The 25,457-nt window shown below is 34.8% G+C and carries 30 protein-coding genes and 1 pseudogene; 6 read left to right on the forward strand and 25 right to left on the reverse strand.

Going from position 1 to position 25,457, the window contains the following annotated elements; translation table 11 throughout:
• Both uvrB and ACIQ38_RS10460 read right to left on the reverse strand, forming a co-directional pair.
• A complete protein-coding gene (gene uvrB / locus ACIQ38_RS10455; RefSeq protein WP_402821995.1) occupies positions 1-1,983 on the reverse strand; it encodes an excinuclease ABC subunit UvrB in 1,983 nt (660 codons plus the stop codon).
• Between the two features lie 135 nt (positions 1,984-2,118).
• Positions 2,119-2,355: an IDEAL domain-containing protein gene (locus ACIQ38_RS10460; RefSeq protein WP_402821998.1), complete on the reverse strand. Its 237-nt coding sequence runs from the start codon at positions 2,353-2,355 to the stop codon at positions 2,119-2,121.
• 178 nt (positions 2,356-2,533) lie between these two features.
• Between ACIQ38_RS10460 and ACIQ38_RS10465 the strand changes: the two genes are divergently transcribed.
• Positions 2,534-3,073 carry a competence protein ComK gene (locus ACIQ38_RS10465; protein WP_402822000.1) on the forward strand — a complete coding sequence of 180 codons (540 nt, stop codon included), beginning with the start codon at positions 2,534-2,536 and terminating at the stop codon, positions 3,071-3,073.
• On the opposite strand, the gene ACIQ38_RS10470 is transcribed toward ACIQ38_RS10465, so the two are convergent.
• Together ACIQ38_RS10470 and ACIQ38_RS10475 are read right to left on the reverse strand one after the other, a co-directional pair.
• Positions 3,074-3,439, reverse strand: coding sequence for a YhjD family protein (locus tag ACIQ38_RS10470; protein ID WP_402822003.1), 366 nt, complete (start codon positions 3,437-3,439; stop codon positions 3,074-3,076). It abuts the gene before it with no gap.
• Between the two features lie 159 nt (positions 3,440-3,598).
• Positions 3,599-4,828 (reverse strand): EAL and HDOD domain-containing protein, encoded by a 1,230-nt coding sequence (locus tag ACIQ38_RS10475; protein WP_402822006.1) that lies wholly within the window; start codon positions 4,826-4,828, stop codon positions 3,599-3,601.
• A 153-nt stretch (positions 4,829-4,981) separates the two neighbouring features.
• Between ACIQ38_RS10475 and ACIQ38_RS10480 the strand changes: the two genes are divergently transcribed.
• Positions 4,982-5,758: an enoyl-CoA hydratase-related protein gene (locus ACIQ38_RS10480; RefSeq protein WP_402822009.1), complete on the forward strand. Its 777-nt coding sequence runs from the start codon at positions 4,982-4,984 to the stop codon at positions 5,756-5,758.
• 179 nt (positions 5,759-5,937) lie between these two features.
• On the opposite strand, the gene ACIQ38_RS10485 is transcribed toward ACIQ38_RS10480, so the two are convergent.
• Genes ACIQ38_RS10485 through ACIQ38_RS10515 form a run of 7 tightly spaced genes read right to left on the reverse strand, consistent with a single transcriptional unit; the run spans position 5,938 to position 10,636 of the window.
• Complete coding sequence (locus ACIQ38_RS10485) at positions 5,938-6,738, reverse strand: class I SAM-dependent methyltransferase (RefSeq protein WP_402822012.1); 801 nt, start codon at positions 6,736-6,738, stop codon at positions 5,938-5,940.
• Positions 6,739-6,748: 10 nt separating this feature from the next.
• The gene (locus ACIQ38_RS10490; RefSeq protein WP_402822015.1) at positions 6,749-7,189 is read right to left on the reverse strand and encodes a GNAT family N-acetyltransferase; all 441 of its coding nucleotides are present in this window, start codon (positions 7,187-7,189) and stop codon (positions 6,749-6,751) included.
• A complete protein-coding gene (locus ACIQ38_RS10495; protein WP_402822018.1) occupies positions 7,180-7,977 on the reverse strand; it encodes an aminoglycoside adenylyltransferase domain-containing protein in 798 nt (265 codons plus the stop codon). Before ACIQ38_RS10495 ends, ACIQ38_RS10490 begins: the two co-directional genes overlap by 10 nt.
• Positions 7,978-7,992: 15 nt before the next feature.
• Positions 7,993-8,556, reverse strand: a complete 564-nt coding sequence (locus tag ACIQ38_RS10500; RefSeq protein ID WP_402822021.1) for a DJ-1/PfpI family protein — start codon at positions 8,554-8,556, stop codon at positions 7,993-7,995.
• 56 nt (positions 8,557-8,612) lie between these two features.
• Positions 8,613-9,050, reverse strand: a complete 438-nt coding sequence (locus ACIQ38_RS10505; protein WP_402822024.1) for a GNAT family N-acetyltransferase — start codon at positions 9,048-9,050, stop codon at positions 8,613-8,615.
• 35 nt (positions 9,051-9,085) lie between these two features.
• Complete coding sequence (locus ACIQ38_RS10510) at positions 9,086-10,102, reverse strand: serine hydrolase domain-containing protein (protein ID WP_402822027.1); 1,017 nt, start codon at positions 10,100-10,102, stop codon at positions 9,086-9,088.
• 27 nt (positions 10,103-10,129) lie between these two features.
• On the reverse strand, positions 10,130-10,636 hold the full coding sequence (locus ACIQ38_RS10515; protein WP_402822030.1) for an NUDIX domain-containing protein: 507 nt from the start codon (positions 10,634-10,636) through the stop codon (positions 10,130-10,132).
• A 119-nt stretch (positions 10,637-10,755) separates the two neighbouring features.
• Here ACIQ38_RS10515 and ACIQ38_RS10520 point away from each other — a divergent pair, with 119 nt between their 5' ends.
• The 3 genes from ACIQ38_RS10520 to ACIQ38_RS10530 are packed head-to-tail and all read left to right on the forward strand — an operon-like array spanning position 10,756 to position 13,840.
• A complete protein-coding gene (locus ACIQ38_RS10520) occupies positions 10,756-11,670 on the forward strand; it encodes a DoxX-like family protein (RefSeq protein ID WP_402822033.1) in 915 nt (304 codons plus the stop codon).
• Positions 11,671-12,282, forward strand: coding sequence for a DUF4166 domain-containing protein (locus tag ACIQ38_RS10525; protein WP_402822036.1), 612 nt, complete (start codon positions 11,671-11,673; stop codon positions 12,280-12,282).
• Complete coding sequence (locus ACIQ38_RS10530) at positions 12,272-13,840, forward strand: YndJ family protein (RefSeq protein WP_402822039.1); 1,569 nt, start codon at positions 12,272-12,274, stop codon at positions 13,838-13,840. The genes ACIQ38_RS10525 and ACIQ38_RS10530 overlap by 11 nt, the downstream gene beginning before the upstream one ends.
• Positions 13,841-13,918: 78 nt before the next feature.
• Here ACIQ38_RS10530 and ACIQ38_RS10535 read toward each other — a convergent pair whose 3' ends face one another.
• The 7 genes from ACIQ38_RS10535 to ACIQ38_RS10565 form a co-directional block, all read right to left on the reverse strand.
• A complete protein-coding gene (locus tag ACIQ38_RS10535) occupies positions 13,919-14,380 on the reverse strand; it encodes a DUF2691 family protein (RefSeq protein WP_402822042.1) in 462 nt (153 codons plus the stop codon).
• 93 nt (positions 14,381-14,473) lie between these two features.
• A complete protein-coding gene (gene plsY / locus ACIQ38_RS10540; RefSeq protein WP_402822045.1) occupies positions 14,474-15,052 on the reverse strand; it encodes a glycerol-3-phosphate 1-O-acyltransferase PlsY in 579 nt (192 codons plus the stop codon).
• Between the two features lie 166 nt (positions 15,053-15,218).
• Positions 15,219-15,428 (reverse strand): hypothetical protein, encoded by a 210-nt coding sequence (locus ACIQ38_RS10545; protein ID WP_402822048.1) that lies wholly within the window; start codon positions 15,426-15,428, stop codon positions 15,219-15,221.
• A gap of 217 nt (positions 15,429-15,645) precedes the next feature.
• Positions 15,646-15,912 (reverse strand): hypothetical protein, encoded by a 267-nt coding sequence (locus ACIQ38_RS10550; protein ID WP_402822051.1) that lies wholly within the window; start codon positions 15,910-15,912, stop codon positions 15,646-15,648.
• Between the two features lie 110 nt (positions 15,913-16,022).
• The gene (locus tag ACIQ38_RS10555) at positions 16,023-16,622 is read right to left on the reverse strand and encodes a hypothetical protein (RefSeq protein ID WP_402822054.1); all 600 of its coding nucleotides are present in this window, start codon (positions 16,620-16,622) and stop codon (positions 16,023-16,025) included.
• 170 nt (positions 16,623-16,792) lie between these two features.
• Positions 16,793-17,227, reverse strand: coding sequence for a hypothetical protein (locus ACIQ38_RS10560; protein WP_402822057.1), 435 nt, complete (start codon positions 17,225-17,227; stop codon positions 16,793-16,795).
• 211 nt (positions 17,228-17,438) lie between these two features.
• Positions 17,439-18,353, reverse strand: coding sequence for an aminoglycoside phosphotransferase family protein (locus ACIQ38_RS10565; protein WP_402822060.1), 915 nt, complete (start codon positions 18,351-18,353; stop codon positions 17,439-17,441).
• 355 nt (positions 18,354-18,708) lie between these two features.
• On the opposite strand from ACIQ38_RS10565, the gene ACIQ38_RS10570 reads away from it, so the two are divergent.
• Entirely contained in the window at positions 18,709-20,136 is a 1,428-nt protein-coding gene (locus ACIQ38_RS10570) for a serine hydrolase domain-containing protein (RefSeq protein WP_402822063.1), read from the forward strand.
• 750 nt (positions 20,137-20,886) lie between these two features.
• Here the strand turns inward: ACIQ38_RS10570 and ACIQ38_RS10575 are convergent.
• From ACIQ38_RS10575 to ACIQ38_RS10605, 7 genes and pseudogenes are all read right to left on the reverse strand, one after another.
• The gene (locus tag ACIQ38_RS10575) at positions 20,887-21,405 is read right to left on the reverse strand and encodes a hypothetical protein (protein ID WP_402822066.1); all 519 of its coding nucleotides are present in this window, start codon (positions 21,403-21,405) and stop codon (positions 20,887-20,889) included.
• Positions 21,402-21,668, reverse strand: a complete 267-nt coding sequence (locus ACIQ38_RS10580) for a hypothetical protein (protein WP_402822069.1) — start codon at positions 21,666-21,668, stop codon at positions 21,402-21,404. The genes ACIQ38_RS10575 and ACIQ38_RS10580 overlap by 4 nt, the downstream gene beginning before the upstream one ends.
• Before the next feature lie 224 nt (positions 21,669-21,892).
• Complete coding sequence (locus ACIQ38_RS10585) at positions 21,893-22,648, reverse strand: hypothetical protein (protein WP_402822072.1); 756 nt, start codon at positions 22,646-22,648, stop codon at positions 21,893-21,895.
• A gap of 272 nt (positions 22,649-22,920) precedes the next feature.
• The gene (locus tag ACIQ38_RS10590) at positions 22,921-23,127 is read right to left on the reverse strand and encodes a hypothetical protein (RefSeq protein ID WP_402822075.1); all 207 of its coding nucleotides are present in this window, start codon (positions 23,125-23,127) and stop codon (positions 22,921-22,923) included.
• Positions 23,128-23,199: 72 nt separating this feature from the next.
• Positions 23,200-23,502, reverse strand: a pseudogene (locus ACIQ38_RS10595) (Tn3 family transposase); the annotation flags it as partial.
• A gap of 70 nt (positions 23,503-23,572) precedes the next feature.
• Entirely contained in the window at positions 23,573-24,112 is a 540-nt protein-coding gene (locus tag ACIQ38_RS10600; protein WP_402822078.1) for a GNAT family N-acetyltransferase, read from the reverse strand.
• Positions 24,113-24,551: 439 nt separating this feature from the next.
• Positions 24,552-25,220 carry a DNA alkylation repair protein gene (locus ACIQ38_RS10605; protein ID WP_402822081.1) on the reverse strand — a complete coding sequence of 223 codons (669 nt, stop codon included), beginning with the start codon at positions 25,218-25,220 and terminating at the stop codon, positions 24,552-24,554.
• Between the last annotated feature and the right edge of the window lie 237 nt (positions 25,221-25,457).

Consider the following 25,457-nt stretch of genomic DNA (forward strand, 5'->3'; position numbering starts at 1 on the left):
TCATCCTTCCAGCTTCAATTCAAGGATTGCATCACGTAATTGTGCTGCCCGTTCAAAGTTAAGTGCTTTAGCTGCATCTTTCATTTCTTTTTCTAGATTCATTAGCAGTGTATCTTTTTCTTCTTTCGTTAAAGGTTTTCCACTCGTTAACTGTTGTGCATAGCTTGCTTCTTCCTCTGCCACTTGTGTTGCACGAATAACTTCTCGAATTTTCTTTTCGATTGTTTTTGGTGTAATCCCATGCTTTTCGTTATATTCCATTTGAATTGTGCGACGACGCTTCGTTTCATCTATCGCTTTTTGCATAGAGTCTGTCATTTTATCCGCATACATTATTACTTCGCCATTAGAATTCCTTGCTGCACGTCCTATTGTTTGTATTAATGAACGCTCAGAACGTAAAAATCCTTCTTTATCTGCATCTAAAATCGCAACAAGAGATACTTCTGGTAAGTCAAGTCCTTCTCTAAGTAAATTGATCCCAATAAGGACATCATATGTTCCTAAACGAAGGTCTCTTATAATTTCAATTCGCTCCAATGTTTTAACTTCCGAATGTAAATACTGTACTTTAATGCCGATCTCTTTTAAATAATCCGTTAGATCTTCGGACATTTTCTTCGTTAATGTCGTTATAAGTACCCGTTCATTTTTCGCTGTGCGCTCATGTATTTCATTGATCAGATCATCAATTTGCCCTTCAATCGGTTTCAATGTAATAATTGGATCCAATAACCCTGTCGGACGGATGATTTGTTCAACCATTTCAGGTGTATGCTCCAGCTCATAAGGACCAGGTGTTGCTGATACATACACTGCTTGATGGACATGGTCTTCAAACTCGCTAAATGTAAGCGGTCTATTATCAAGTGCAGACGGCAACCGGAAACCATGGTTTACTAATACTGATTTCCTTGCTTGGTCTCCATTAAACATTCCTCTAACTTGAGGTAATGAAACATGGCTTTCGTCTACTACTAATAAAAAATCTTTTGGAAAATAGTCTAATAATGTATATGGGGTTGCTCCTGCTTCACGTAAAGTGAGATGTCGAGAATAGTTTTCAATACCTGAACAAAAGCCCATTTCGCGCATCATTTCTAAATCATAGTTTGTACGCTGCTCCAGTCGTTGTGCTTCTAGTAATTTATCCTCAGCACGCAGTATTTTTAATTGTTCTTCTAATTCTTTTTCGATGTTTTCTATTGCTAAATTCATTTTTTCTTCGCGTGTAACGAAGTGAGATGCTGGGAAGATCGCTACGTGTTCACGTTCTGCTAAAATTTCTCCAGTTAGAGCGTCCACTTCTCGAATTCTGTCGATTTCATCGCCAAAAAACTCTACACGGAGACATCTTTCATCTCTTGAGGCGGGGAAAATTTCGACAACATCCCCACGAACTCGGAAAGTTCCTCGTGTAAAATTCATATCGTTTCGTTCGTATTGAATATCAACCAATTTTCTCAGCAATTGATTGCGCTCAATTTCCATTCCTGTTCGAAGAGAAACGACCATTTCCCTATATTCTTCTGGATTCCCGAGCCCGTATATACAAGAAACGGATGCGATAATGATCACATCTTTTCTCTCGAATAACGATGATGTAGCGGAGTGTCGCAGTTTATCAATTTCTTCGTTAATGCTTGAATCTTTTTCAATATACGTATCTGTTTGAGGTACGTACGCTTCCGGCTGGAAGTAGTCGTAATAACTAACAAAGTATTCGACCGCATTGTTCGGAAAGAACTCTTTAAACTCGCTATATAGCTGTCCCGCAAGTGTTTTGTTATGTGCCATTATAAGGGTCGGTTTATTCGTTTGTTGGATAACATTTGAAATCGTAAATGTTTTCCCAGTGCCTGTTGCACCAAGCAATGTTTGATGTTTCTTGCCGTTATTTACACCTTCTACTAATTCTTTTATTGCTTCTATTTGATCTCCTGCCGGCTCATACGGAGCTTGCAAATCGAAAATTTGTTCCATACATAAGCCTCCCACTAATTGAATAATTTCAGTTTAACATACTCTTTTTTTTTTCACTAATAAAACGAACGTATGTTTTTCATTATTTTTTATCCATAAGAAAAGCCGCTTGAGCATAAGCGGCTTTTCTATCCATTACTTCGAGTTATTTAATTGTTGTAGCGCATTTGTGTATTGTGTAAATGCTTTTTCGTCTTTTTGATCCAGTGCCTCATCTATTAATTCTATTAACCGTTTACTACTTTGTTCCCGGTGGATAATGTTCAAAAACATATCAAGATAAATCTCGTTCAACAATTTTTCTGCAGAACTTTCTTTTCCTGGCTGACCCATTGCTCTTAAAAAATCTGCATATGAATATTGTTTGTCCATTTCCATCACCCCGATGCCTTTTTTTCATTATATAAAAGCTTGGCGTCAGTTGCAATCATTTTCGGAAAATTGCGATTTCCCTGTTAAAAATTAATATTTTAAAAATTCGTCATATTTACTTGATTTATTTCCATATTTAACTATAATCGAGTTATAACTTACTAAGGAGTGAATGTATATGTTCAATAATAAAGAAGAAAAATCTTTCCTTGTTTCCTTTGACACCGCTGTACTTCAACCAATTGTAATTAATAATAAAGTTTTTACGAAAGCAATCAGTTATTCTGGAGAAAGTAAAATCATAGGCAAAAAGCCTTACGATATTGTCCGACATTCTTGTTCCTATTACGGCTCTACTTTTCAAGAATCGACTAAATTATCCAAACAAGCAATCGGAAATTATTTAAAGCTACCTATTCTTATTGCACACGACTTTGGAAGTCCTTGTATTTTAATTCCTATCCTTTCCCCGAAATCTGACCTAAACACATGGTTTTCTCTTGGAGCCATCGAATCATTTTATCCCTCTGATGGAGGCTGTATGATCGTTTTAGCAAATGGACAAATGATCCAAGTACCTTCTTCTCCAAGTACGATTAGCCGGCAAGTTGGGTTTGCTAATATCCTAAATATGCATTTCCTAAAAAGAATGAGTCATCTAGTAAATAATAGTTTTATCACTTCTCGCAAACCACTGTTTCAAAAGGATTTGTTTTAGTTAACGTGTATTTTCTATAATCGCCAAATATATGGTGAGTAGTTCTTCCACTCGATTGCGGAGTCGGACATTTAAATAACGACGATGTTCTTCATATCCTCCATGAAAAAATACATATTCCGTGAACATATCATCTCCCTCTCCGCGAAGAACTTTCATACTATGTCTCTTCATATAAATATGGGTTTGTTTTAATTCGATTTGAACTTGTTTTACCGCTCCTTCTACCATAGCTACATACGGACGCTTCAACTTAAAGGGACCTTGTTCGAAAATTATACGATCCTTCTCTAGAATAGTTAATACCATGGGTAGATAGATCATGTTTTCTAAATAAGGGATGGCCTCTTCCGGTATTAATGGCATATAGCACCCTCCTTCTACAGAACGTTTGTTCTCATTTAATTGTACTACTTTTAGAAAGAAATGCAACTATTAAGAAGTGGTACTTTTTAGCAATAATGCGGATTAGCTTAAAACTTTATAGGTACAACAAAAAAACTACCATTCGAAAAGACATGGCAGTTAATTTATTATTTCAGTTGCAAAACGTCGAGCTTCTAGATAGAGCGTGTTTAATGTGGAATGGTCAATACCAAGTGTCTCTGCTCCAACGATCATATCATCCCAACGGACCTCATCACATGCAATGGCAAGCTCTAAAAAAGGAGACATCTCCGTTTTATTGCCAGAAAGTGTTTCTGCAACTTCATCCGAAAGAGGTAAATCTTGCAGTAATTGAATCATCGGTCGATGAAGTAATGTGTCAATTAGAGAAAACATACCTACAAGGAAAATTTCAGATGCATTTTGTAAAAACTTACGCCTTGCTAGTAACTCACAAAGTTTTGCTCGAAATAGCGATGCTTCGATAAGAGCCATTCCATCACCCGAGTGATTCTTTTTAGATTCTCGAAGTAATAAAACATGCAGCCAATGACTCAATTCTTCTAACCCAAGCATGAGCACTCCTTGCTTAATCGAGCGAACTTTGGATTTGGTCCGAACTGCTGGAGAGTTGATCATCTTAAGTACTTTAAAAGAAAGCGAAACATCTCGCTCAATTTCATCCGAAATTTTTTCTACGGAAACAGAATTAGTTCGCAGCAAGTTGATAATCCGAAAATATTGCGCTAAATTTGTTGGTATTTCTGATCCTTTTATAACTTCCGGCTTTGCGAAGAAATAACCTTGAAAGAGTTCATAACCAGCTACTTTTGCTTCCAAAAATTGTTCTCTCGTCTCCACTTTTTCTGCCAACAGCACGATATTGGGATAATTGGTTTTAACGATTCTTTCTATTGCTTGTCGCTCTGATAATGTGCTCAATAGAAAATCGACTTTAATAAAATCGACAAGCGAAAATAATTCACCATATAAAGCGACATTTTCTTGCAGAACAAAATCATCTAAAGCAATTAAAAAACCAAGAGACTTAATCTCTCGCAGTTTTTGGAGTAAAGCCTTCGTAATCGGAATATCCTCTAAAATTTCAACGACAATTCGATCCGCAGGAAACTTAGAAAATACCTCTTTTACTAGCAGATTTTCCGTAAAATTAATAAAACATAGCTTGTCCCCAGCTAGTTCATTAATACCTATTGTTAAAAACGAATGAGCTATTACGTCTAATGTAGCCTCATCCCCTTCTATAGTTGGGAAAGAATTGTCTTGTCCGTTTCTATATAATAATTCATAGGCAAATATATGTTCATCCTTAGCAAAAATCGGCTGTCTCGCAACAAATATGTCCAAGTGAATACCTCTAATCCTTAATATTTCAATAATCCAATTGTATCAAATCAGAAAATGAAAATCGATCTAATTTAATCCTTACGAGGAAAGATGACAGACTATTATTAAAATGATATGTTTTGTATGGGAACTAAATATGAAGGGGAGAAAAAAATGGACTCAATTCGTTATGAACAACATGGCAATATAGCATACGTAACATTAAACAGACCGGATGCGCTTAATGCATTTAACTATGATATGTTGCGGGAACTTGGAGATATCGCAGAATCCATCCGTATCAATCCAGATATCCGTGTAGTCATTTTCACAGGAGCTGGTGAAAAATCATTTAGTGTTGGAGCAGATTTAAAAGAACGGAAAACATTGACCGAACAACGAGTGAAACGAAACATCTATAAAATTGGAGAAGTATTTTCAACTATTGAAAACTTACCACAGCCAACCATTGCTATGCTAAACGGCTACGCATTTGGAGGTGGAACAGAACTTGCGCTTGCATGCGATTTTCGAATTGCAGCGGATGACATTCAGCTAGGATTAACCGAAACAAGTTTGGCAATTATCCCAGGAGCTGGCGGTACGCAGCGACTACCACGACTAATTGGAGAAGCAAAAGCAATGGAGTTAATCTTGACCGCCAGAAGACTAAAAGCAGATGAAGCACTGACATATGGCTTAGTGACTAAAGTTACTTCACGTGAAACATTGATATCAGAAACAGAGAACTTCGCTGCACTTCTACTTGCGAATGGACCGATTGCCTTACAACAAGCTAAGTTTGCGATTAAACATGGGATGAATACCGATTTGCAAACTGGATTACATATCGAACGTAAAGCATATGAAATCACCATTCCAACAGAGGATCGAGTGGAAGCTTTAAATGCGTTTAGCGAAAAAAGAAAACCTGTGTTTAAAGGGAAATAAAATAGTGAAGGAGCTACCGATTAGTTAATTGGTAGCTTTTTTGTGTTGGCAAGAAAGAGGGATAAACTGATGATTTCATCCCTCTTTCCTGTTAGAACTATGAAGTTATGCGGTGGTCAAATATAGTTATGTGGTACTCAAATAGGTTTATGTGGCATTCAGGTACAGTTATGTGGTAATCAGACCTTTTTAGCAATTAACGTATATAACCCTGGCATCTTGTTCTCAATTCCTTCAGCTGAATCAGCTGGAAATGCCCACCTCACCCCTGCTTCTTCCTCCAGATAATTAATACGGAATCCAGTATTTGAAATGGCCGTAACAATTTCACCTAAAGTCCATCTTCGAATAGTCACTTTCTTCAAATTAGCGCGCTCTTCCTCTGACAGGAGAAAGCTATAAGCAACATCTTCTTCTATAATTTCTTCACTAAAATAATCGCCGTTCGCAATCATCTTACCTTCTTCAATGTTCACCAACTTCGAAACAAAAGGATGATAATCTCTTAAGATGAATTGTCCACCAGGTTTTAGTGAATCATAAACTACTTTAAATAATGGACGTAAATCCACAAAATAATGTAGTACTCCTAATTCTAAAAGAACGACATCCAAATCGATTAGCGCTTCATCGTCAGGAACTTCTAATATATCCGAAACTATGTACTTTATATTCACTTTTGCTTCATTCGCCAATTCCATCGCATATTTCTTATTCTCTTGCGAAATATCTACGACCGTAACCTCTGCTCCTAATAAAGCAAAAGATACAGCTTTATTTCCTTTTGACCCTAAAAGATTAGCAATTTTTTTACCTTTTACCTCACCTATGAACTTTAAATAGTGTGCTACTGCATTCGTAGGGTTTGCTATTAACTTTTTAGCATATTCTTTTGGGGTGCCATGGCGGTTTGTCCAAGCTTGATAGGCAGATTGGTTCCATCCTATTTGGTTCACATGACTAATTGTTTTTTGTTCCATTTTACACCTCCTATAAATATAAATAATGAGTAGATTTTTTATATTTTCCTTCTTTGCTAAATCCCAATGAAGTATAAAACCTATCTGCTCTTTCCGTATCTGTATGCAACACCAATACATCAAAATAGCGCCTTGCATTGGAAATAATCTCGTTTAATAAAAGCGCTCCTAATCCCTTCCGCCGATAATCGGTCGCAACATAAAACCTTCTCAGCCTACCATTTTTTTGATCTACCGTATATGGATCTATCGTAAGCCCTCCGATAGCTACAAGAATTTTATCTCGGTTATAAACTCCGTATAAACATTCCCCTGGCTTCTCAAAAGTATTTGTACCCTCCTTATACTCATTGGTAAGCCTTTCTAGAAATCGAAAACCTTCTTCCTTACTCTCTTTTACTAAAGGGATTAGATCAACAGCTAACAAGTTCTCTATTTGTTTTACTTCCAATTCGTTCCCCCCAACAGCTCTTCCACTTCTCTTTTCAAATAATCTCTTATAAGTAATAAATGTGTTGATTGAATAAGGGGATTTTGTTCCGTACTAGCATACGCTGCGATAACTTGTTGAATTGTCCAGTTAAACTCTTGCGGAAGATGACGAAGACCCCATTTTCCGGCTTCTTCTTTAGAGGAAATTTTATCTTCTTTTAAATACCAATAGACTCTTATCAGGTTTAGCGTACAGTAAACAGGATTTATTTCTATATCTTTTAGACAATCTTTATAGTCAGTGAGAATGGATGAAATATAATCGGCTTTTGGAACGGTGGGAAATACTTTGTTAATCGGCTTTCCCCATATACATATTCCACAATAATTCGTAATCATAATATGGGCAGCTAAATCAGCATCATTCTTTGGCATCTCGTTCAATAAAACCGTTTCTTCTTCATAACTACTTCTCCAATATTCACTAAAATGAAAATCAAATGGAGTAGGATATTCCCAATCTTTCAGTTGTGCTTCGTTTAAAAAGCTGACTTCCACAGGAAATGGATGATTGGAGCATTTTAGAAACATCTTTGCTAGCAGTTTTTTTCTTTCTATGGAGAGGGGCGTTGTAGTCACAACTAATATATCTATATCACTACTTTTAGGATTAAATCCTCCTAGCGCTAGTGAACCGTGGATATAGAAGCCTACTAAATTCTCTGCAACAATTTCCTCTGTTCTCTTAAGTAAATGATAAACAAACTCTCTCGTTTCCTTTGTACAAGTTTCCCAATTATAGCCCATGTATAATTCCCCTTCTTACATACCTTTGCAAAACTTCAAAAGCGAATCATATTGCTTTTCATCCTGGAATAGGTCAAGCATTTGTCCTACCGAAACTGCAAACTCAGCAAATGCTGTACCTTTAGCTGTAATAATCTGATCACTAACTTCTATATCTTTTCCAGTATAAAGGGAGCGTGAAAAAATGTTTTCATTGTAATCAAAGGTACTCTGGTTACATGTGAATTCTCGTCCTTCCAAAATACCTGCTTTACCTAGCAATACTGCAGAACCACATATGGAAGCGATAGGAATAGATAAATTAAATGCTTCTACTAATTTAGCAGTAATACTCTCTTCATTTATAATATCGGGGACGCCATCTCCCCCTGGAATAAGAATTAATGAAAAATCAGATACATTGATATCCGACAAAGCTCCCTCTGCTTTTGTCCATAGTCCACCAACACTTTCTACATCTTCTCCATCAACGGATACTGTAGTAACCGTATATTTACCGATCTTCCTTAGTAAAAATAGAGCATGTGCAATTTCAAAATCTGCATATTGAGGATAGGCAAAGAATAATATCTTTTTCATTTATAAAACTCCTCCTATAATAATATTTCTAGCTTTGAAATATTGACTTACACTCATCAAATCGAAAAATAATAAAAGTAAGTGGACTCTTTTATAAATCCGATTTTCTCATATAGCTTTTGCGCATTCACATTATCTGCAGCCGTCTCCAGTAAAATACCTTTTGAACCGGTTTCTTCAGCGAATGCAATTGCCTTTCTTATTAACTTTTCAGCTACTCCTTTTCTTCGTGCCGTTTCTTTCACATATAAATCATTTAGCACCCAAGACTTTTGCATGCTCACTGATGAAAAAGATGGAAATAATTGTGTAAAGCCAACAGCTTTTCCGTCATCAAAAGCTATGAAAATAATGGATTCGTTTTTTACAAATCTATCTTCTAAAAACTCTCTTGCTCCTTTAAGATCCGAGGCTTGTTTATAAAACTGTCTGTATAAGTCGAAAAGTTCCACTAGGGAATCTAGATCATTAATCGTTGCTTGATGAATATTCATGTATGATAAACTCCTTATTTCTTTTATATTTTGTCCTATGGCAAGCACTCCATAACTGTATCTCCAAATGCTCTTATATCCGACAAATAGTCGAACCCATCTGGGGAACCAAAACTATTAAACATTCTAACTGCCACAACATCATGCTTAGGTATGACTAAGACTGCGACACCTGTATACCCCAAAATTTGATAGGAGCCTTTCGGAACCTGTTCTCCAATCTCTGTTTTTTGTGCGGGCAAATCTTTTACAAACCATAAAAAACCGTTTTGTGGAAGGTCTACATCTATCGTTTGAGGACTTTGAAGAGATGTTGCGAACCTTACTATTTCACTATTTACAACTTGTTCTCCATTTATAAAGCCTTGCTTAAGATGAAGATAACCCCATTTCGCTAATTCTCTTGCCGATACATACATATTCATTTCATCCCCAGCTGTACTTGCATGAGTTTTCCAAATAGGATTATCCGTATCTCTTATTACTTCTGCTAGCTTGTCATTTTGTTGTGCATACCAACCTGTTTCTGTGAACCCGAGAGGCTCAAATACATATTCAGTTAAAATTTCGCTTACTGTTTTACCAGTTGTTTCTTTAACAATTCGGGTAAGCAATGAAATATTGATTCCGCGATAGGCCCAGCTCTGACCAGCAGCAAATTCCCGACAAATCTCTCCATCCGCTTCTCTTAAACCATGAGTATGTGTGAGCAAATGTCTAATAGTCGTTCCATTTAAAAGAGCAGAGTCAAGTGTTGGTAAATATGTAGTCACCTCATCATCAATCGAAGTTATGTATCCGTTATGCATAGCAAAAGCAACGGCAAACCCGATATAGCTTTTTCGCACAGAAGCCACATGGAATTGGGTATCTTCCCGAACTGGTCTAGCATCTTTTTCCTTCGAATGGTTTCCCCAATAATTTTCTGCAACTACCTCATTGTTATGTATAATAACAATTGCTGCACCGGAAGCATCTACTGAGTTGTACGTATTATTTACATGTGACACAGCAGGATTGAACTTATCGCTTAAATTCTTACGAATGAACACTATATAACCTCATTTCTGACAATTCATTTAGTTGATATCCCCTACATAAGTTGGAGCTTTCCCACTATTAAAATAAGAAATTAGCTGTGGTCTTAATGCTTGTGGAAATAATTTGTATTCTAGCAATCTGTTAATTGGTAACCATTCTATTCCTATTTGCCCCTTGTCAGGACTTATTCCACTATTGAATGTCTCTTGAGTCACTTTACATAAAAACATAAATTCCGTTTGATGGGCATGCGAGTGGTAAGCAGCTAGTTCATGATTTTTCCCAATGTATTCACGCACAAATAATAATTCTCCAATTTCTATTTTCGCACCTAGCTCTTCTCTACACTCTCTTTCTAATGCTTGATGAAGATTTTCGCCATGTCGTTGACCACCACCAGGTAGAATATAATACGTTCCACCATTTTCGTGTATTTTAATGGTTAGTAATTTTTCATCTTGGATTATTACTGCTTTCGCTGAATTTCTTATACCAATTTTAAATGCCTTAACTATAGCTACTTTTGCCAAATTTTTTATGCTCATTTTAAATGCTCTCCAATCGATATCAACCAATTCTTCAGTTTTACCTACTGACATCTATTCTTCATTACTAGCTAAAACTCCTTCATATTATGATAAGCTTACACAAAGGGGTGATTCTAATGAAGCGAAAACCAATTTATGTAGAAATAGCTATTGATGCAGAAATGGATAAATTATGGGATGCAACACAGATGCCAGAGCAACATGAACAATGGGATCTCCGCTTTTCTTCTATTACCTATTTACCAAAACAAGAAAATGAACCCCAGCATTTTGAATATAAAACGAATATCGGATTTGGACTGAGTATCGCAGGATGGGGAAAAAGTGTTGGTACTTTTCATGCAAAAGACGATTCGCGAACATCTTCTTTGCACTTTGGGACAGACCAAGCAATTTCCATTATTCGTGAAGGAAAGGGCTACTGGAAATATAAGCCCGAACAAAATTCCATTAAATTTCTTACACAATACGATTATGAAACGAACTTTGGCGCAATAGGTAGATTTTTTGACCATCTTATTTTTCGCCCTCTTATCGGATGGGCGACTGCACTAAGCTTTGATGTATTAAAGAGGTGGCTAGAAAAAGGAGAAGCACCAATCTCACAGTATCGGCGATTTTTCAGTCATTGGATGATTACTTTCCTGTTCGCTTTTGTATGGATATATCAAGGTTTAGTACCAAAACTGATAATGATGCATCCTTCTGAGGTCAGCATGACGGGTAGTTTGTTGTCCATTACTGGAAGCGAGGCGTATAGCCTTGTCACGACAATTGGGATGGCTGAAATAATCTTTGGTCTTATTTGGTTACTCTATCATCATAAAAAAAGATTACTAAAATTACAGTTAATCCTGTTTCCACTGCTCACCTTATCGGCCTTCATTGCTGAGCCGGCAAGCTTTAGTCATCCATTTAATCCTTTTACTTTTAACGCAGTTTTATTTGCTCTTTCCATTATTGGATTTTTCACGAGCAATGATATTCCAACTGCCAAAAGTTGCAAACGAAAGAGAGAAGGAGATAAATAAATGACTATTTATAAAGAAATATTAGGAGAACAGTTTGAAAAACTTCAGCCCATGCTTCAAAAAAGATATGCACTTCCGAAAGGGAAACCTTTTAAAGCAACAGGCATGATGAAAAAAATAAGTGGAAGGCCTAAATGGTTTCTCCCTTTCTTTTTACTAGGAACTCGCTGGAAGTTTTTATTTCCAGAGCAAGGCACCAACATTCCTTTTAAGATTGTTAATACAACAAGAACTGGCTCAAACGGTGAACATCAGGTGCACTGGGAGAGAATTTTTCAGTTTCCTAAAAAGAAAAGATATTTTAACGCGCTGATGAGCCTGGATCCTGAGAAAAGCGTCGTAAAAGATTATTTAGGTGAGCCAAGTTTGTTCTATTCGGAGTTAGTTTTCTTTGTTTCTGAAAAGGGACATATGCGAATTGAGTCACGAAAGCAACGATTTGTTATGGGACCAATTGAAATTCCTTTGCCTAAAGTTTTTCAAGGTAGGGTCCAGGTAACGGAATATTATATAGAAGAAAAAGATGTTTTTTCTATACATGTGGTCATCACAAACCCATTAATCGGTACTTTATTTGAATATGAAGGAGAATTTCGAGCCGATGACTTCTAAGCAAATTGCATTTTTACATATTATTTTATTTGTATTAGCCGTGATATTCACTGTTGGACCGTGGTACTTTTTAATGTTAACTGTCGCCCAACTTGTATTTGTGCCAGTCACTTTACAATTGATCTTAAATAAAGAAAAGCGATACTATTATTATTTTGCTATCCCTGCTTTTCTGTCAGTATTTATTTTACAAGTCACACCACAGAATAAACTGGATCTAGTATTTGCAGCCATCTATTTACTTTTTACATTTATAGTCGCTTTATATGGATTCGGACGTTTTATCCGCCGTGGTTTTGCTCATTTAGAGGAATTTGCGATTGATGCTGGAATGATGTATTTATTCATCGGTGGCATGTGGTTCTTTGCCTATATAGCAGAAATCGATACTGGATTTTCGCCTTTACTCACTTGGTTAACCGGAATTCATTTTCATTATTCTTCCTTTTTATTGCCCGTTTTTATTGGTTTTCTCGGTCGTTTATATAAGACAACTGGTTATAAAATTGTTTGCGCCATTATATTAATCTCTCCGATTATTGTTGCACTTGGCATTACATTTGCACCTTGGCTGGAAGTTGTTTCGGTGCTTCTTTATATTATCGGTATTTACGGTTTAATTGTATTGACTTTGAAAGCGACTTTTCCAAGTGCTCTTCAAAAAATAGGTGTGCTCGTATCATTTGGATCATTAGGAGTTACGATTATTTTTTCTTTGTTGTATGCGGCGAGAGTTACTACTGTAAACATCGATTTTATGTTGCGTTTCCATGGTTTACTTAACTGTGTTTTATTTGCCTTATGTGGGCTCATCAGTTGGGCTATGTTAACACCTTCTTCTAAGGAACAAGGCTGGGCCTTTCCTATCAGTAACATAAAAGGAACATACAAAATTGGGGAACAAATTTTAACCAAACATAGGGGAATGCAGCAATACAAAGGTCTTGTTGACGATATGAATATATACGTAGAAAAAGATAATCTCCCTTCTACCATAATCGACTTTTATGAAAACACAACCGATTATCGACTGTTTTCGGAAGTCCACTGGCATAGTTGGTTCAAGCCATTTGCAGCCATCTACCGACTTATCAGTAGGACAATACAACAACTCAATCTCCCATTTTCAAATAAACAAATGGAAATGACTGGGGACATTGTTGCAATAGAAGATGATCGCATAAAAACAAGAGCATGGATACGAAAAATAAATAAAGAAGTAATTTTCGTCGCTCTTTACTCATTTCACGAATCAAACAATAAAACCTATATGAATATCGCTTTGCCATTACCTTTGTCTTCTATGATTGGAGTATTAGAATTGCACCAACAAGGAGAAAAGCTTCTGTTGACGAGTAAAGAAACCAGTGAGTCGGATGCTGGGATTTACTTAACTGTTCATAATTACGTATTTAAGTTACCACTGCAGGAGCAATTTTTAATAGAAGAAATAAAAGAAGGTGAGCTTCGTGCCAAACATGAAATGCGGATATTTTCTTTGCCTTTTTTAACAATAAATTATGCTATTAGTTTAGGCTGCGTTAAAGATAATGGCTGATTTTGTATAGAAAAATGGGCTTTCAGCAACATTTCTAAGCCCATTTTACCTGTACTTTTTAACAAAGTATCCAATACTTTAAAAAGCAATTAAAGTTGTTCTACCATCATTTTCATCTGTAACATACTCTATATTTTCATAACCATTAGCTATTGCCTTCAAAAGTAAATGCTGAACTATATGTTGATCTTTGGCATAAATAGTTACATATGAGCAATCCACAATAAGAATCACAAACTGACAATCACTTTCCATAAATTCCTGATAAGTTGTAATATCTCGTACGCTTGAGGTTTTAGAAAATGCCTTTAAATCAACAAATATTAGATAATAGTCATCCATTGAAATAATCCTACGAAGCTCATCACCATCTAATAGACAATCATTCGAAAACAAGGGTTTTCCTAATGCATCCCTTTGAATCACATAAGACTCTCCGTCACCAATTTTCCAAGTCCATTCTGTTATATCGAGCCCATCTAAAAGTTCTAATAAATATTTTCCATAGGCATTTGGAATTTCAAACGATATACCTCTCATTCATAAACCTCCTTCTATCTTCGGTTTAGTTCAACAAGAAAAGAAGCTATACCCCTTCTTGAAGGAAAGCACCCGTTAGCTTAACAAGCAACATTAATTTTCCACTATTTTGTTCTCTGTTCCATTTACAATTCTCTTTATATTTTGTCGATGTAGAATGATTATTGATACACTTATTAGGACAGAAAGTGCTACGATAACTTTATCTTCAAATATAAGACTGTATACGAATAATGCAATACTAGCCAGCATTGAACTTAGTGATACATACTTTGTAAATAGCAAAGTTAACACAAATACAACAAAACCAACAAAAACACCTAAAGGAGTCAAAAACAAGAAAACTCCAGTTGCTGTCGCAACAGCCTTTCCACCTTTAAAACTAGCAAAAACAGAAAATATGTGCCCTAATATGGCTAATAAACCACATACAATAGGGTTAACTGTAGAACCAAGAATTAGGGGAAGTAAACAAGCAAATGTACCTTTTAATATATCAGCAGTTGCAACAATCACTCCTGCTTTTATGCCTAAAACTCTATAAGCATTTGTTGCACCAAGATTACCACTACCGTAATCACGAATATCTTTCTTATAAAATATTTTACCGATTACTAAAGCAAACGAGATTGAGCCAATTAAATAACTTAGTATCAAAGTTAAAATGTTCAAAGTATTTTCTCCCTACATAGTTTGTTGAGTAAGTATTTCTATTTATTGGACATAATTTCCTGCAATTTTTCTTAAAGTAAACCGTCGAGTTAGTACAAGAAGAAAAAAAGCTTTACTCCTTCTTGAAGTAAAGCACCCATTAGTTAAATAAGAATTTATTTCTAGCTTACGATTTATCGTCTTTTTTGGATTGAATATATTTTTGAGTATATAATCCTGCATTAAAAACAGCTATTATCATTAAAAAGTAAAAAAACGTCGAACCGAAAAATGAATTTTCATTCTCAGTAATCTCAATATAAGAAAAAGAAGCAATAACGAAAAGAATGGCAGTTATTATGTAAAGGATAAATTGACCTTTTGCAGATTTTATCATAGTACTCATCCCCGCTTTACAATTTAATAAATAATTCAATTCTCATCCATAAGCTTAAAAAATATCCAGATAGTAACTACTTCGACAACTTCTCAAAAATACCCTGTTTAATCAACTATACTACTTCTTTAGTTCAATAAGAAAAAAGCATTACTCTTTCTTGAAGTAAAGCACCCGTTAATTGAATAATAAAAACAAGATTACGTTACTACTTTGCTTAAATATCTTTTACCCAAAACCAATATCGACCAGTATTTTTTTTGTTATTTACGATAAACATTATAATAGGAATAATACATAATGTAATATATATAGCGATAAAAGTTGGTGTTTGAAGAATTTTCAGCATTTCAACGATTGCCATACAAATCATTAACGTTCCTAAAAATAAATAAGGAAAAATTAACCCTTTCTGATAAGATTTAAACTTTTCCTCGCCTAATAAAAGTCTAGTTTTTTCAGGCAAAAAATAGTTCTTCTTCATTAAGTGACTAAACCCCATAACTAGAACAGAAATTCCAAAGAATATACCAATAATTATTTTAATTCCCCCTTCTTTTGAATAACCAACAGCGTTAATTCAATAATAAAAAATTATTTCTTTCTTTTATAGCGATAAAGTAGAAATATTACTGCCATACCAACTAAAACACTTGTACTAACATATAAGAAAACGGATGACTTATTATTCCGACTATTGTTATCGGTATTAAACTTTGTTTCAACTGTTTTTTCTGGTTGTAATTTTAGAAAATCTTCGAAAAAAGTCCTTCTTTCATCATTTGTACCTTCAACTTTTTCCTTGTGAACTTGAATCATACCGTTTGTACCTCCAACTGGTATTAGGAAATCAGCATCCTTACTTTTTTCTAAAAATAAGAGGAATTCTCCCTCTTCATTTTGAAATTCCTCAGCCCATCCTACATCATTATAGTCAATCCCTGCTGTAATAATTTGTTCAGAAATATCTCCTTTATAAACATTTTTAACATTGAATTCTAAACCTTGAAAAACAAATCCACTGTGCTTTGGCTTACTTGTAAAATCATATTTACCAGTAATAATAACTTCAGCTCTATCAACAACCTCTTGTGGTTTTAATTCAACCCAACTTGTAGCTGAAACCGTAATGCTTGTTATCATTATTGATATAAAGAAGCTAGCAAATAAAAGTATATTACATGATTTTCTCATTGTGTTCCCCCCCTCTATTTATTGATTAGACGTTAATGAATAGGAAAAATTACAACCTACCCTACTTCAACAAAACTACTTCTTTAGTTCAATAAGAAAAAAGACTTTACTCTTTCTTGAAGTAAAGCACCCGTTAGTTTAATATGAACATTTATAACTGCAAACATAAGCTATTTGCTTGTTAATATTAACTTTCGTGTTTTAGCATCATATATTTTATAACTAACTCCAAACTTATGGTCTTTTGTAACTGTCACCTTACAATAATAAGGAATTGACTTTCCATAAGCATCAAGTGCAGGAATATCTCTGAAACTAAAAACCTCATCTGTATTAAGCATTTTAAAACCCGCTTCAGAAGTACGACCTGATGAATCAATTTCGATAACACATTTCCCACTGACGACATTATATTCCTTTAGCACAACATATTTAAGGCTTGGGAGAGTAATTACTAAACATAAAACACCAAGTGATAAGGCTACAATGATTTTACCTACATTTAATATTGTGTAATCTTTACCGCTATACATGGAAATAAATCTAAATACTGCCGCTATTACTAACAAAATTCCAATAATTAGTATCGCATAATACATTAACATTTTTTTCACTACCTTTAACAATTAAATGGAATATTAAATTACCTCTTCTTTCACTAAACTTCCGCTTTAATTTAAGTTTAACATTTCACAAGGCAATCTGAGATCAACTTAATGTTTTGAACATAAAAATTGACCATCAAGGATGGCCATGTTTTGCTAAAGCACTTATTAGTTTAAATGTAACCCTTCACAATAAAAAAATATTTCAAACTTATATCTCTTCTGTATACCATTTGGGTTTTAATTCACTAAAGTAATCATGATCTTCTAAAAAAGTGTAAACTTTACCTAACATATCATTTAAGTTGTCCGGAATAGTTTTTAAGGTCCATATTACAGTAGAGAAGACACACATCGCCAGATAAAGTGAATAAAGCCTCCAAAAATATTCATCGGGTTCAGTATTATTAAAATATCCCTTTATTTGTCCAATTGAAAAAGGAACGCTTACTTCCCGACTGAAGATACCAATTTTAAGAAATTCATGAATAGGATCGCCCCAATCATACCGGTTAAAATCTATAACTCCCGCGAATTTTTTATTATTTACAATGATATTTCCAACATGAAAATCATCATGTTGAAACACGTTCGGCCGCTCTTTCATGAGGTGTATATTTTCTTCAATAAAATTCATTATTTTATCGTCATTTTTAACTCTAATTCCACACGATAAATAGGCATCAATATAATTCTTGTGTTTTTCCTCCTTCCTTGAATGCCACGAAGAGACATGATTTGGAGCCACAAACCGATGCATTTTCCTCAATTCTTTCCCAGCTTCAAAGCCAATATTAAATTGCTCTTGTTCTGAGTATTTTTGGATTTCTTCCTCGGCATCTTTACCCTCGATGTATGATGTGATCATGTACCCCCGACTCTCTACCTGACCCATAGAAATCGGTTGTGAACAAGTAACGTTATATTCCTGCATCTTTTCTAGAATAGAATACTCTTTCTTTTTTGATCCAAACTCTTCTAACTTAAAGGTTCTAAGTAGCAACTTTTTGTTTCCATCATTCATATATATTAGATATTTTTCATCTGAGGAAAACCCTTTTTTAATTTGAATAACGTCTTTACAATTACTTAATACAGGAATCTGCTTTAATAGTGTTTCAATCATTTTCTCGCCTCTGTTCATTAAATTTGGAGAACAAATCATTGTTTTATGATAGATTTATATCTCTTCTTTCACAAACCTGCCCTTTACTTTCATACGTTCAAAGCGAGTACGGGCTCCAATTATAAGTTAATTTACCACTTTTTTCTGTTGTTAAGCTTAACTGCAACTTTAGTTGAATAAGGAAAAAGGCTTTACTCCTTCTTGAAGTCAAACACCCGTTAGTTTAAGTGTAACTCTTCACAATCACTTGATATTATATAGGTAAATAGAAAAATAAGTTAGAACTTGGTTTTTAGTTGTAAAAGTAGGACAGTAGGTTATTTATACACTTATAATTTTTCAAAAAGGAGAGTTTATGAAAAAGACTATTGTTTTTGTAGTAATGATATTTATATTATTCTCAGGATTCGCAGCACAAAGTTATGCATTGTCAGATTCGAAATCTGAAGCAATTCAAGCGTTACTAGATGATGCCTGTCGTATATCAGGTGTGCCTGGAATGTCAATCTCAATACTTGCTGATGATGAAGTGTTCTACTTTTCTTCTGGGTATGCAGACCGTGAAAAAGGGTTGTCTGCAAGTGAAAATACACTCTATGAGTTAGCCTCGGTCAGTAAAGCTTTTACTGGTATGGGAATTCTGCTATTGGAAGAGCAAGGGCTGTTATCAATGACTGACCCTATCCAAAAATATTTACCTTGGTTAACGTTAAAGTATCAAGGTAAACCTATTGATATGAAAAGCCTTACACTAAATAACTTCCTTCACCATACCAGCGGCCTAACTAATATTGGGCATATTCAAAATATTCCACAAGGCAGTACGCCGGATATGTTGCAAAAGACCGTGGAAACGCTAGTAGATGCTGAATTGGAGTTCTCTCCCGGTGAACAATATAGCTATGGAACCGTTAATTATGACGTATTGGGTTTGGTTATTGAGATTGTATCGCGACAAAGCTATGAAGACTTTATGAGGGAACAGGTATTTCTGCCTTTAGGTCTTCACCAGACGTATGTTTATAAAGAAGATGCTCAAGCATCTGGACAGTTGGCACAGGGCTACCGTTCTTCCTTTTCTATAACAACTCCATTTAACGCTCCGGATTATGCTGGGAATAAACCTGCCGGCTATATCATTTCTAATGCAAAAGATATGGCGCGTTGGATGGGCATACAGATGAGTATGGTGCAGGATATACCCAATATATTTCACAAGGTGATCGAAAAATCACATAGGGGTGATATGTCTGTTTCGGCTGTCAATGATATGTATTATGCGGCAGGTTGGGCGGTAAACGCTGACCAAACATTTATAGAACACACTGGGGGCAATCCGAATTTCAGAACCGAAGTAGCCCTACTGCCAAAAGAACGAACAGCCGTCTGCTTACTGAGCAACGGAGCAAATACCAATATAAACCTCGTACTAAAAGTTAAAAATATATTAGACGGCAATCTAACTCAGTCATATGAAATAAGCGGCACACAGCTTTTGGATATCATTTTGTCGTCTACCACCATTCTTCTTTGCCTATTGGCAGTTCTGTTATTTCTCTTAGGATTAAGAAAAAGGAAAACGAATGAGCATCAACCAATGCCAAAAAAGAGAACAATCGTAACAATTATTTTCCTAATCGCTACGATTGCCCAGTGTATAATGTTTTTTGCCTTGGATTGGTCAACGGTACTTATTTGGCAAACATATAGTGTTCTTACAGCTTTGATTTCTTCGACATTATTAACAGCAAGCATTACTTGGTTTGTCTATACTCACCGATAAGATGCCTCGCTCCGAAAATAAGCATAGTCTTAAGTGAATAAATTAGAATTTATCGATATTCTTAATTTTAAAAACAAAAGACACCTCGGTGTCTTTTGTTATGTCATGGACACTCCTCCTAGTTAAACTCACTTGCTATTTCTTGCACTAACCAGCCTCGTTAGTTCAAAAAGAAAAAAAGCGTTACTCCTTCTTGAAGTAAAGCACCCGTTAGTGTAAGTACAATCCTTCACAATCTCATTCTTACATAAACTCCTTTTACCGTTTATTTACCGAATGAGCCTTTATCTTTAGAAAGAAATTAGTCTTCCCTTAAATCTTGTGCTAATTGATTCAAATATCTAGCTGTGTACCGTTTTCAAAAAACTCTTCTGAGTAATGCTTAATCAAAAAGAAAATAATTAAGTAACAGTAATACTATTGCTACCCCAGAAAAAGTATAATAGGCTATTTTCGTTTTACTCATTTTTGTTCTTTCTGCTTTCATATCATAAACCCCTCTCGATTCTAGGAATTTTATACTTGCATTAATTTCCTAAGACTTATTTCGCCTCTTGAAGTAAAGCACTTTGTAGTTAAAGAAACACCTATTTTTCTATTACAATTATTGTCATATTGAGTATAAAAAATATAATTAATCTTTTCCGTTTGCTCAAGATAACAAAAAAAATTGAGGGTTTTGTTTGGAGAAAAACACTACTAATTGTACCAATAATAATGTCTTACAAATAATTACATTACATAGATAATTTATTTAATGGTTAAATCCTTAATCGTTATATAAAGTCGTCTCGCGGAATTCATTATATCAGCTCTGATATTTTCAATTTCATTTAAATTAGAAATCTTTATTTGAAGTTCTGCTAATCCTTTTAAATTACTGATATTTATATTCTCTTTTTCTATACCAAAATCTTGAATAAGCTTATTTGTAAAATTTTTTATTTTGCCGTTACCTTTCTTTCCAACATAAAATATAATCTTAATCTTATAACTTCTAATGGAAATTAAATACTGATTCAAGGCCCAAATATAATTATCTTTTTCGTTATCATAATGGCTTGGATCTCCAAAATGTTTGGCTTGACCACAATATTGACAAATAGCTATATAACTAACATGTCGCCTATTTACACCCGGTTGTTCAACATTCACAAAAACTTCATAGGGAATAAACACATCACGTGAACAAAATCTACAAATAACAGGCTCATCATAAATCGTGATACGACTTTTTTGGGGGCGTAGGGGTTCATCCATCCCGCTCATTCTTTTGTCACTTCCGTGTATTCAATAATAGATACATGTTTTTGTAACATATGATCAAATCGGTTTTTTTCTTGAAACATTCGGATTTCACCACATGACGTGCAATGAAATGATTGCAATGTGAGCTGGTCTGTTACCGTTTCACCTAAAGGATATAAATCCGTATAAACTTCACGATGCAAAAATTCATCTTGCTGACAAAAAAAACAAACGAGCTGCTTGTCACGAATTTTTATTTGATATGTCCCTCTTCTTCTAACCATTCCATCACTCCTGATCATTAACACTGCCTAATTTTACGTTTGAAATAGATAGAGGTTCCAAATATAAATAATTTACCCATTTAAAAAGACTCCATCTTAGCTTCTTCAACTAAACTGCTTCGTTAGTTTAAGTGTAACATTTCACAAACATTACTATTACGAAAATCAACCCTTATCTTTAACATAGCCTTAAAATTAGATGTTATTAAAGGATAATCATGCTTTTATAACGAGGTTTGGTGTTCTTCCAGTTTAACTATCCACTTTTTACGGAGTTTGTATTTATGAGTAAGTGTAATCTCGCTATTTGAAATCCACTTTAGCTCACCTAGTTTTGGAACAAAAGAAAATTCGTTAGGTCTTCCCGTAATTAATAATTCACTTTTAATAATCTCATTTGTCTTTCTCTTTCTAATAATCATTGAAATCTTAACGAAGTCAATATCATGTTGGCAATAAAGCTCAGCTTTATGTTTTCTATCTGGAGAAGCTTTTTGCTTTAAAGAATATTCATTAACATAGTCTCTATCTATTATCTCTTTGAAGACTCTATTAAAAATACTAATATCCCAAGAAAAATGATTTGCTGCCTGTAATACTCCTTCGTTAATTTTTTTAAGTATAACTTTTTTCTTTTCAATATTGGAAAGCTTCCAATAGGATTCTAAATCTATCAATACATATACTTCTGTAAATCCAAGTGCAGTTTTAGGTACACTTTTTAACTTATCTAAATCAGTTACACAATTGATGTTTATTTTTTTTGTCTCTTCCGTCTTAAACTTTCCTAATAAATCTGTATACAATCTAGCTATACATCTTACTTGGTCACCAAACAAAACATGGAAATCCTTACAATTCTCCCAATAATCTAGTCTTTTTGCCTCTTCTTCAGTTAAATTTTGAGTTAACATTACTTCATTTATATATTCTTTATTTGCTTTATACTCCAAATACAAACCTATATCCCTCAAGTACATTGGAATTCCTCTTCTTTCTTTAATTAGGCTTGGGATACGTATGTCTAGTACGTAGATACTCCATTGCCCCTAATTACTATCACGTAACATCTGTTCATGATATGGCTAAGTATAACATCTTCTTATTGAACTAACCTGCCCCTTTAGTTTAAGTGTAACATTTCACAATACATATCTGCGATCAACTTAATGTTTTGAACATAAAAATAGACCATCGAGTTGATGGCCAGATTTTGCTAAAGCACCCGTTAGTTGAAGAAGAAATGTAATTCTTACTCACCTAATTCCTTTGACCATTCAATAAACCAACTAAGAGGTAACTCTAATTCTGACTGGTCTATATTCCTTAATTCTTTTTCACTCCAAAACAGATCCCATTGACATTCGATATCCCTTGCGATGCCAAAAGCTAGTGAATCATACTCATTCAATTCGTCACCATCATCATCAAATGCCATCGTTAAATTATCACACCACATAGCAAAATCATATTGTGAAAATCCATTTTCTTTCTTACAGGGGTCCCGTCAGAAAAATGCGGATTTACAACGTTAAGGAATTCGTAATGGTCGAAGTTCCTTTGGATTGAGGCTACTTTCTGTTCTAAAGTGGTATTCACCTAAGAAATTAATATGCTCCCAACCGAGTGGCGAAATATGAGGTAATAGTTCTTCTTTGAAATGATCTTAGCTCTTTTGGTGTTCGAGTGCCTCCGTTAAATAAATTGTATTCCACACACTAATGGCATTAATAATGATATTTAGGGTGCTGGCACGTTGTAATTGATGCTGCATTGTTCGTTCTCGCAGCTCGCCTTATTTCCCAAAGAAAATCGCAGGTGCTAGAGCATTCATTTTGCATTTTTGCTATTGATTTCGCATAGTTGGTCTTATACTGTACGATGCACTATTCAAATTGTTAGCTTTATAATCCGAGTCTGGCACCTACTTCTGCATACTCTATATCATTTCTTTCTGCATTCCAATTATCCCCTGTTTGTCCGTCCCATATCGCTCCTGTTTCAACAAAACCGACAGACGCAAATAAATTCCGGACGGCTTCGTTTACCATCCAATATGATGTAGCAATTGCATCGGCTTTTCCTTGTGGAAACGACTTTATGTAATCAATAACTTTCATCATTGCTTGTTTGCCAAATCCTTTGCCTTGATGCTTTTTATCAATCATAAAGCGATTAAGTCCATAAGTAGATTTATCTCCATATTTTTCACATAAAAATGCACTTTCCGCCAGTTCGAAAAATCCAATATCGACATATCCTATGACTTCATCATTGTTGCATATAGCGAAGATCATAGGAGGTTTTTCGTCGTTGAGTATCTTTACATAGGCTTTAGCCAAACAATATATGCTGGAATCCACATTTCCTTTCTGCTCGTCTGTTATACTTAACTTCAACACTGCCTCAAAATTATCGGGGGTAATTTTTCTTAATTCAATCATTTTTCTTCCCTACTTCCGAAAATATAAATTCGCTGCATCTACCCGTAACGCTAGGGGAGTTTTATGCTAGTTTCATTCCAATTCATTTGTGAATCTCTCTCCCTCTGAACTGCTATATTTTGTATTATCTTATTCAACTAAACTGTCGCTTTAGTTGAATAAGGATAAGCGCGTTCATTAAACACTCGCGCCCCATTGTGGATGATCTTTTTCTATTGAATAGTATCGTTGTACTGTGCAGCTGGAAAGTTGTCTTTTTAAAGATAAGCGCCCTTACAAATCAAAAAGAGATAGTGGGTTAATCCTTTACACCTTCCTTGCATATTTCACTAACTAGTTGTTTTCCTTATTTTTCAGTCCAAACCTATTACAATTTTCATATTGAGGCTTTGAATTCCTTGTTTTTTGCATTAGACCCTAATAAATTTTTCAGAGGTATCTAATTATTATGTCGTTTGTTAACTACAATCGTAATGAACTCCGGCAAATAGCTGGGAGTACATCCTTTTGCTACTATTTCATCTTTGTAAAGACCCGTTTCTTCACCCAGTTTAATACAACGTGCACGATTCATTTCATCATAAACGCCTATCCAGCCTGCAGTGAAATTCATAGCCCATTGAACTTCCGGTTCTTCCTGCGTAATATTAGCTTCTATTGCAGCTAGCAAATCTGCGGTGTTATCAGGCGGTGTTTGTCCAGTCCATCTCAATCGCCCTTGATAATACCAGAAAGCTCGCCTTTGAAGAGCAGAAGGACTATTTTCCCATGACTCCATCAATTCAATATTCTTCTTGTCTTTGGTGAGCTGATTAGCCATTAACCAATCCATTAAGTTATTTCGCTCATCAAAAGCGTGAGTCTGCATATCCTTATCAAGCTGATTTAGCACATCTTGTGAAAGAAGTTTTTTGTCCATAATTAAGATTGCTAATAATCTAGGCAAGAACTCTTCGGTTAACCAAAGTTCCATAGCTAGTTCGTGATCTTTTTTGATGTCCTTGGCGATTTTTCTTAAGTCACCTAGCTTAGTTTTACTATTGATCTGAGGTAGAATGTTTTCTGCTTTTGAAGAGCGTTTTATTTCTGTACCTTTTTTTTCATCCATTTTATACAACTCCTTCATTAAAGTACTGTTTCATAATATGTCCTTGACGGGATATATCGTATTAAAGCTTTCTCCATCTATAATTAAAGAGCAGCCATCTTTAATATAATAATAACATTTACTACCTTTTAACTGGATACTAAAAGAGCATTCCTTTTTAAAGAAACACAACCGTTTGTTGAATACAAAATAAACTGCACTCTTTAAATAACCTGTCCGTTAGTTCAATAACTGCAA

The organism is Psychrobacillus sp. NPDC096389, from assembly GCF_044762855.1.
Lineage (GTDB): Bacteria > Bacillota > Bacilli > Bacillales_A > Planococcaceae > Psychrobacillus.

Bases quoted from the DNA above. Each gene is read 5' to 3' on its own strand.
- ACIQ38_RS10575 (WP_402822066.1), bottom strand. From the start codon at position 21,405: ATGAGCGGGATGGATGAACCCCTACGCCCCCAAAAAAGTCGTATCACG.
- ACIQ38_RS10565 (WP_402822060.1), bottom strand. From the start codon at position 18,353: ATGATTGAAACACTATTAAAGCAGATTCCTGTATTAAGTAATTGTAAA.
- ACIQ38_RS10585 (WP_402822072.1), bottom strand. From the start codon at position 22,648: ATGTACTTGAGGGATATAGGTTTGTATTTGGAGTATAAAGCAAATAAA.
- ACIQ38_RS10605 (WP_402822081.1), bottom strand. From the start codon at position 25,220: ATGGATGAAAAAAAAGGTACAGAAATAAAACGCTCTTCAAAAGCAGAA.
- ACIQ38_RS10480 (WP_402822009.1), top strand. From the start codon at position 4,982: ATGGACTCAATTCGTTATGAACAACATGGCAATATAGCATACGTAACA.
- ACIQ38_RS10515 (WP_402822030.1), bottom strand. From the start codon at position 10,636: ATGAGCATAAAAAATTTGGCAAAAGTAGCTATAGTTAAGGCATTTAAA.
- ACIQ38_RS10525 (WP_402822036.1), top strand. From the start codon at position 11,671: ATGACTATTTATAAAGAAATATTAGGAGAACAGTTTGAAAAACTTCAG.
- ACIQ38_RS10590 (WP_402822075.1), bottom strand. From the start codon at position 23,127: ATGTGGTGTGATAATTTAACGATGGCATTTGATGATGATGGTGACGAA.
- ACIQ38_RS10500 (WP_402822021.1), bottom strand. From the start codon at position 8,556: ATGAAAAAGATATTATTCTTTGCCTATCCTCAATATGCAGATTTTGAA.
- uvrB (WP_402821995.1), bottom strand. From the start codon at position 1,983: ATGGAACAAATTTTCGATTTGCAAGCTCCGTATGAGCCGGCAGGAGAT.
- ACIQ38_RS10520 (WP_402822033.1), top strand. From the start codon at position 10,756: ATGAAGCGAAAACCAATTTATGTAGAAATAGCTATTGATGCAGAAATG.
- ACIQ38_RS10485 (WP_402822012.1), bottom strand. From the start codon at position 6,738: ATGGAACAAAAAACAATTAGTCATGTGAACCAAATAGGATGGAACCAA.
- ACIQ38_RS10600 (WP_402822078.1), bottom strand. From the start codon at position 24,112: ATGATTGAATTAAGAAAAATTACCCCCGATAATTTTGAGGCAGTGTTG.
- ACIQ38_RS10530 (WP_402822039.1), top strand. From the start codon at position 12,272: ATGACTTCTAAGCAAATTGCATTTTTACATATTATTTTATTTGTATTA.
- ACIQ38_RS10470 (WP_402822003.1), bottom strand. From the start codon at position 3,439: ATGCCATTAATACCGGAAGAGGCCATCCCTTATTTAGAAAACATGATC.
- ACIQ38_RS10545 (WP_402822048.1), bottom strand. From the start codon at position 15,428: ATGATAAAATCTGCAAAAGGTCAATTTATCCTTTACATAATAACTGCC.
- ACIQ38_RS10550 (WP_402822051.1), bottom strand. From the start codon at position 15,912: ATGAAGAAGAACTATTTTTTGCCTGAAAAAACTAGACTTTTATTAGGC.
- ACIQ38_RS10580 (WP_402822069.1), bottom strand. From the start codon at position 21,668: ATGGTTAGAAGAAGAGGGACATATCAAATAAAAATTCGTGACAAGCAG.
- ACIQ38_RS10460 (WP_402821998.1), bottom strand. From the start codon at position 2,355: ATGGACAAACAATATTCATATGCAGATTTTTTAAGAGCAATGGGTCAG.
- ACIQ38_RS10495 (WP_402822018.1), bottom strand. From the start codon at position 7,977: ATGGGCTATAATTGGGAAACTTGTACAAAGGAAACGAGAGAGTTTGTT.
- ACIQ38_RS10570 (WP_402822063.1), top strand. From the start codon at position 18,709: ATGAAAAAGACTATTGTTTTTGTAGTAATGATATTTATATTATTCTCA.
- ACIQ38_RS10505 (WP_402822024.1), bottom strand. From the start codon at position 9,050: ATGAATATTCATCAAGCAACGATTAATGATCTAGATTCCCTAGTGGAA.
- ACIQ38_RS10555 (WP_402822054.1), bottom strand. From the start codon at position 16,622: ATGAGAAAATCATGTAATATACTTTTATTTGCTAGCTTCTTTATATCA.
- ACIQ38_RS10535 (WP_402822042.1), bottom strand. From the start codon at position 14,380: ATGAGAGGTATATCGTTTGAAATTCCAAATGCCTATGGAAAATATTTA.
- ACIQ38_RS10465 (WP_402822000.1), top strand. From the start codon at position 2,534: ATGTTCAATAATAAAGAAGAAAAATCTTTCCTTGTTTCCTTTGACACC.
- ACIQ38_RS10560 (WP_402822057.1), bottom strand. From the start codon at position 17,227: ATGTTAATGTATTATGCGATACTAATTATTGGAATTTTGTTAGTAATA.